Raw genomic sequence first — 6,200 nt, forward strand, 5'->3', positions numbered from 1 at the left:
AACATCCACCTCTAGACGAAAGAGGACTATTGGATGAAATAACTTTTTCAACATCCACACTTGTTCAAATCCCTTTTCATCTAACTAACAAAAAAGACTGGAAAATTCCAGCCTTTTAAAAACGATGATATTAAAGTTATTTCTTTAGGATAAGCCAAGGTCAGGGTGTCACCTGCTTGAATGGCTTGTGTATCTGGAAAGGCTACATTGATGGTAGCAGACAATTTCTCGTTTGTTAAGACTGTGGTTCCACTGGTTACTGCTTGGTTATCCTTGGTCAGACTAGCTGTTTGCGTATAAGACAGGACTTCTGACGCTTGAATGTTTTGAACAAAAGCATTTGAAAAGAGGACTGTAGCAACAAGGGCTAGGGACCACATGATTCGACGTAAATATTTCATATTGACCTCCTCAACTCTCGCTTGGAGAGCTCACTTCTTTATTTAATCTTTAAGACCAATTTCATCTTTGACTACAGCAGCAATGGTATCCACATAGTAATCCACTTCTTCATCAGTCGGAGCTTCTGCCATGACACGAAGAAGAGGTTCGGTACCACTTGGACGCACTAGGATACGGCCATTTCCAGCCATTTCAGCTTCCATCTTCTCAATAATCGCACGAATGGCAGGCACTTCCATAGCCTTGTCTTTCATGCTGTTTTCAACACGAATATTGACCAATTTTTGAGGATAGATGGTAACTTCTGATGCAAGGTCTGATAATGTACGACCAGTTTCTTGCATAATCTTGGTCAATTGAACGGCACTCATCTGACCATCTCCAGTGGTATTGTAGTCCATGACAATCACATGACCAGACTGTTCACCACCTAGATTGTAACCAGACTTCCGCATCTCTTCCACTACATAGCGGTCTCCGACAGCAGTCACAACCTTGTTAATACCCTTGGCATCCAAAGCCTTATGGAAGCCAAGATTGGACATAACGGTCGTTACGATGGTGTTATCTTTTAAGAGGCCCTTCTCAGAAAGGTAGGTCCCAATGATGTACATGATTTTATCACCATCAACTAGGTCCCCATTTTCATCGACTGCAATCAAACGGTCACTATCACCATCAAAAGCCAAACCAATAGCCGCACCAGATTCTCGGACAGCCTCTTGCAAAGCCTCAGGATGGGTCGAGCCTACTTGGTCATTGATATTGAGACCATTTGGGCTTTCTCCAATAACTGTCAAACGTGCTCCTAGGTCAGCAAAGACTTGACGGGCGCTTGTAGATGCAGAACCATTCGCAGCATCTAGAGCCACGTGCATTCCTTCAAGCTGGGTTCCAGTTGAAACTAAGTATTCTTGATACTTACGAAGTCCTTCAGGATAGTCCATCACAGTTCCAAGACCTTCTGCACTAGGACGAGGAAGAGTATCAGACTCCGCATCCAATAAAGCTTCAATCTCTAATTCACGGTCATCATCCAGTTTATAGCCATCATTCCCGAAGAATTTAATCCCGTTGTCTAAAGCTGGGTTGTGGCTGGCAGAAATCATGACCCCAGCACTTGCCCCTTCAGAACGAACTAAATAAGCTACACCTGGTGTCGCAATCACACCGAGTTTGTATACTTTAATCCCTACAGATAAGAGACCCGCAACAAGCGCACTTTCCAACATTTCACCAGAAATACGAGTGTCTCGTCCTACGAAAACAAGTGGCGTTTCTTTTTCATGTTGACTGAGGACATACCCTCCGTATCGACCGAGCTTAAAGGCCAACTCTGGTGTCAATTCGACGTTTGCTTCTCCACGGACTCCGTCCGTTCCAAAATATTTACCCATTATGATAATCCTTTCGATGAATCTTTATTAATTGCTATTATTTGATGAGGAACTGGATGACGACGAGCTAGAACTTGTCTGTTTCAACTCAACCTTCATGTATAGTTCTGATGGAGAGATGATGACTGGTAAATCATTTCCCTCGCTATCGACTGCCTTCAAGGAGACGGTTGCCGTGTAGGTATTGTTCAAAAGATCTCCTTCAGGGAAGATGGCTTCCACATGATCAATTTTGGCTAAAGTATCCTGGTCGCTGGTGACAGAGACCTTATCTTCAGAAAAAGTAACATGTGAGAGACTCCAACCTGGGGCAATTTGTTTGTCTGGTATCGTGACGGAAACATCAAACTTTTTCGTCTTTTTCTTACCAATTTTTGCAGTGACTGTTTGAGGCTCGATGGTTGCAGTTAAACCGGAAGGTAAGCCTTCCACCTTTAAGGTGATTTCATGCTGGCCCTCTTTCAAATTGCTCAGATCGGCTACCACTTTAAATTTACGAGTACTAGCCTGCATTTCTGATGCTAAAGCGACACGATTGGATCCTTTCAGAAAGACGGTCACTTCTGAGCTAATCCCACTGACAAAATATTTACTATCGTTGTATTTTACATCAATCGGAATATTGGTAAGAGTATTGGTATAAGTTTCAGAGCTCACTTGGCGTGCACTACTGTTATTCTGGAAATTAACAGAGGTAGCAATGATGAATAAGAGACTTGAGAAAAAGACTGATGTCACAATATAGACAATTTTTCTTTTTGGAATCATTTGATACGTCCTCCAAAAATTCTTGATTTCAAATCTTTTTTTCCTTGATCTTCTGGAATAATGAAGGAACGCAATTCTTGTTCGAATTCTTCGATACTGAGGTCGTGTCTAAAGCTCCCATTTCTCGCAATGGAGATACCACCCGTTTCTTCCGAAACAACAAAGGTAAAGGCATCACTTACCTCAGACAAGCCGATTGCAGCCCGGTGTCGCGTACCGAACTCTTTTGAAATTCCCGTGCTTTCTGTTAAGGGGAGATAAGCACAAGATACAGCAATTTTATCATTGGTGACAATCACTGCCCCATCGTGAAGCGGGGTGTTGGGGATAAAAATATTAATCAGAAGTTCACCCGAAACATCTGCATCGAGGGGAATACCCGTAGAAATATATTCTTGAAGGGTTCTACTCCCTTGAATAGCAACCAAGGCACCAATCTTTCGAGGACTCATATAAGCAACGGCTTTTACATAGGATTGAACCAATTTTTCTTCTGTACTAATCTGGTTGGTTGAGAAAAATTCAGTTGCTCGACCTAATCGTTCTAATCCCGTCCGAATTTCCGGAGAGAAAATCACTACCGCAGCAATGACCCCGTATGTGATGATTTGGTTGATCAACCAAGAAATGGTCGTCAGACCAATCATATTGGCAACTAACTCAAATAAGAAAAAGGTCAAGACACCACGGACTAAAATCATAATTTTAGTGCCGACAATGGCTTTTATAAAATAATACAATAACCAAGCTACTAGGGCAATGTCAATCAGGTTGACAACCACACTCCATGGAGTGGGAAATAAACTGCCCCAATACTGGGGATTTGACAATTGTTGGATGTTCACAATCTCATACCTACCACTTCTCTTCTAGGCTTTTCACGCAGCTAACAACTGTGGATGACTGGAAACAGCAAGGCTTCTAGCAAATGGATAGCGCGTTCAAACTACTCAACATCATTATATCATGTTTCAACAGATTTTTCTGTAACCTTCTGTTGGTTTTTGTGATAAAATATGAATTATGAAGATTAAGACTAGTATAGGGCTTATTGCCGGAAAAACGAGTAGTCACCTCTTGCGCTTGCTTGGTCGTGGCTCTACCCTTCCTGGAAAAATCGCCCTCCAAATTGATAAAGACATTTTACAACACCTGGCCCAGAACTACGAAATTGTGGTTATCACTGGTACGAATGGGAAAACACTAACAACAGCTCTCACTGTTGGCATTCTTCAGGAGGCTTTCGGACCTATCGTGACCAATCCTAGTGGGGCCAATATGATTTCAGGGATTACGACTACTTTCTTGAACGCAAAAGGTTCTTCCGGTCGTCCGATCGCTGTTCTTGAAATTGACGAAGCCAGTCTGTCTCGGATTTGTGACTACATCACACCGACTTTGTTTGTGATCACCAATATCTTCCGCGATCAGATGGACCGCTACGGAGAAATCTACACGACTTATCGGATGATCTTGGATGGGATTAAAAAAGCGCCTCAAGCGACTGTTTTGATGAATGGGGATAGTCCTCTTTTCCATACCCTTCCCCTACCAAATCCCGTTCAATATTTTGGCTTTGAGACGGAAAAAACTGCTCCACAGCTAGCTCATTACAATACAGAAGGAATCGTCTGCCCAGAATGTCATGGCATCTTGACCTACAAGTTGAATACCTATGCGAATCTGGGTGACTACATTTGTGAAAGTTGTGGCTTCCACCGTCCTCCTTTAACAGTCGCTGTCGATGAATTGACCGAGCTGACCAATACTTCTTCTCACTTTAAGATCAACGGTACAAACTACCACATTAATATTGGGGGCCTCTACAATATTTACAACGCCCTTGCTGCAGTTGCGGTGGCCCATTATTTTGATGTGAGCCCAGATGTCATTAAGCGTGGTTTCGATAAGAGCAAGGCTGTCTTTGGCCGTCAGGAAACCTTTAAAATTGGGGATAAGGAATGTACCCTAGTCCTGATCAAAAATCCGGTTGGAGCTACTCAGGCTATTGAAATGATCAAACTAGCGCCGTATCCCTTCAGCTTGTCCGTTCTTCTCAACGCCAACTACGCAGATGGGATTGATACCAGCTGGATCTGGGATGCGGACTTTGAGCAAATCACCCTGATGGACATCCCAGAAATCAATGCTGGTGGGGTGCGACACTCAGAAATTGCTCGGCGACTTCGGGTCACTGGCTATCCGGCTGACCAGATTACTGAAAATGCAAAATTAGAGGATGTCTTTACCCAGATAAAAGGACAGACTACCCCTCACGCCTATATTTTAGCCACCTATACGGCCATGCTAGAATTCCGTGAATTGCTAGCTCAAGAACACCTGATTGAAAAGGAGATGAATTAATGACGTATACTTCACTACAATCCCCTGATCAGGAAAACTATCAATATGAATTGAGAATTGCCCATCTTTATGGGAATCTGATGAATACTTATGGGGATAATGGCAATATCCTCATGCTCAAGTACGTTGCGGAAAAGCTTGGTGCTCGCGTAACGGTGGACATCGTTTCGCTCAAAGACCGCTTTGATCCAGACCTCTACGACATTGCCTTTTTCGGTGGAGGCCAAGACTACGAGCAGACCATTGTATCTGAGGACCTACCAGATAAAAAAGAAGACCTCGAACGCTTTATTCATGACGATGGGGTGGTCCTTGCTATCTGTGGTGGCTTTCAGCTTCTAGGCCAGTACTACATTGAAGCTTCTGGCAAACGTATTGAGGGCCTTGGTATTATGGGGCATTACACTCTTAACCAAGAAAACAATCGCTATATTGGCGACATCAAAATCCATAATGAAGAGTTCAATGAGACCTACTATGGTTTTGAAAACCACCAAGGTCGGACCTTCTTGGCGAAGGACGAAAAACCGCTTGGTAAAGTCGTCTACGGAAATGGGAACAACAAAGAAGATGGGTGCGAAGGGGTTCATTACAAGAACGTCTTTGGCAGCTACTTCCACGGTCCTATCTTGTCCCGAAATGCCAATTTGGCCTATCGCTTGGTGACAACAGCTCTAAAGAATAAATATGGACAAGATATCGTCTTAGCGACTTATGATGATATTTTAAGTCTAGAAAAAGCGGAAGAATACGCTGATGTGAAAAGTAAGGCTGAATTAGAAGAATAGGGAGACAAAATGAATAAACGAAAACTACAATATGTTGCACTACTGATTTCTGTACTGCTCATTGCGATTATTTCCTTAGCCAATATGCAAACAGTAACTGTGAACTTTTTGCTGGTCCAATTTAAACTCCCGCTCATCATTTTAATTCTGGTCTGTGTCCTTCTCGGATCGTTGGTGACTTTCTTAGTCAGCCTTCCAAAAAATTTCTCATTAAAACATGAGTTAAAAGCCGCGAAGAAACAACTAGGACAAAAGATGTCCGGTGAAAAAGAAGAAAAAATCAAACAAATCGAAAACTAAAAGCACCGATAGGTGCTTTTTTGATGTAGACAAACTGTTTTTCATAAAACAACCAAGGTGATGCTGAATAAAATATAAGTAGATACTCAATTTGGCTTACTAAAAGTTATACTGAAACTTTCCGCTGTGAGAAAAGTGCCTGAAACACAATTGTTTCAGGCACTCGGGAGTTTTGGAACCT

The 6,200-nt window shown here is 42.5% G+C and carries 7 protein-coding genes; 3 read left to right on the forward strand and 4 right to left on the reverse strand.

What is annotated here, in order from left to right:
• Window positions 1–80 precede the first annotated feature (80 nt).
• The 4 genes from RCH62_RS03985 to cdaA are packed head-to-tail and all read right to left on the reverse strand — an operon-like array spanning window position 81 to window position 3,412.
• Window positions 81–401, reverse strand: coding sequence for a hypothetical protein (locus RCH62_RS03985; protein ID WP_306474673.1), 321 nt, complete (start codon window positions 399–401; stop codon window positions 81–83).
• Between the two features lie 42 nt (window positions 402–443).
• Entirely contained in the window at window positions 444–1,799 is a 1,356-nt protein-coding gene (gene glmM, locus RCH62_RS03990) for a phosphoglucosamine mutase (protein ID WP_195324123.1), read from the reverse strand.
• 27 nt (window positions 1,800–1,826) lie between these two features.
• A complete protein-coding gene (locus RCH62_RS03995; protein WP_195348185.1) occupies window positions 1,827–2,567 on the reverse strand; it encodes a YbbR-like domain-containing protein in 741 nt (246 codons plus the stop codon).
• Window positions 2,564–3,412: a diadenylate cyclase CdaA gene (gene cdaA / locus RCH62_RS04000; RefSeq protein ID WP_306474674.1), complete on the reverse strand. Its 849-nt coding sequence runs from the start codon at window positions 3,410–3,412 to the stop codon at window positions 2,564–2,566. The genes RCH62_RS03995 and cdaA overlap by 4 nt, the downstream gene beginning before the upstream one ends.
• Before the next feature lie 178 nt (window positions 3,413–3,590).
• On the opposite strand from cdaA, the gene murT reads away from it, so the two are divergent.
• From murT to RCH62_RS04015, 3 genes are read left to right on the forward strand one after another with little or no spacing between them, the layout of a single operon-like run.
• The gene (gene murT, locus RCH62_RS04005; RefSeq protein WP_306474675.1) at window positions 3,591–4,931 is read left to right on the forward strand and encodes a lipid II isoglutaminyl synthase subunit MurT; all 1,341 of its coding nucleotides are present in this window, start codon (window positions 3,591–3,593) and stop codon (window positions 4,929–4,931) included.
• On the forward strand, window positions 4,931–5,719 hold the full coding sequence (gatD, locus tag RCH62_RS04010; protein WP_306474676.1) for a lipid II isoglutaminyl synthase subunit GatD: 789 nt from the start codon (window positions 4,931–4,933) through the stop codon (window positions 5,717–5,719). The genes murT and gatD overlap by 1 nt, the downstream gene beginning before the upstream one ends.
• A 9-nt stretch (window positions 5,720–5,728) precedes the next feature.
• Entirely contained in the window at window positions 5,729–6,019 is a 291-nt protein-coding gene (locus RCH62_RS04015; protein WP_048717218.1) for a lipopolysaccharide assembly LapA domain-containing protein, read from the forward strand.
• The last annotated feature ends 181 nt before the right edge of the window (window positions 6,020–6,200 follow it).

Source organism: Streptococcus sp., assembly GCF_030825805.1.
GTDB lineage: Bacteria > Bacillota > Bacilli > Lactobacillales > Streptococcaceae > Streptococcus.

Coding starts and splice junctions, on each gene's coding strand:
- RCH62_RS03985 (WP_306474673.1), bottom strand. CDS start 401: ATGAAATATTTACGTCGAATCATGTGGTCCCTAGCCCTTGTTGCTACA.
- glmM (WP_195324123.1), bottom strand. CDS start 1,799: ATGGGTAAATATTTTGGAACGGACGGAGTCCGTGGAGAAGCAAACGTC.
- RCH62_RS03995 (WP_195348185.1), bottom strand. CDS start 2,567: ATGATTCCAAAAAGAAAAATTGTCTATATTGTGACATCAGTCTTTTTC.
- murT (WP_306474675.1), top strand. CDS start 3,591: ATGAAGATTAAGACTAGTATAGGGCTTATTGCCGGAAAAACGAGTAGT.
- gatD (WP_306474676.1), top strand. CDS start 4,931: ATGACGTATACTTCACTACAATCCCCTGATCAGGAAAACTATCAATAT.
- RCH62_RS04015 (WP_048717218.1), top strand. CDS start 5,729: ATGAATAAACGAAAACTACAATATGTTGCACTACTGATTTCTGTACTG.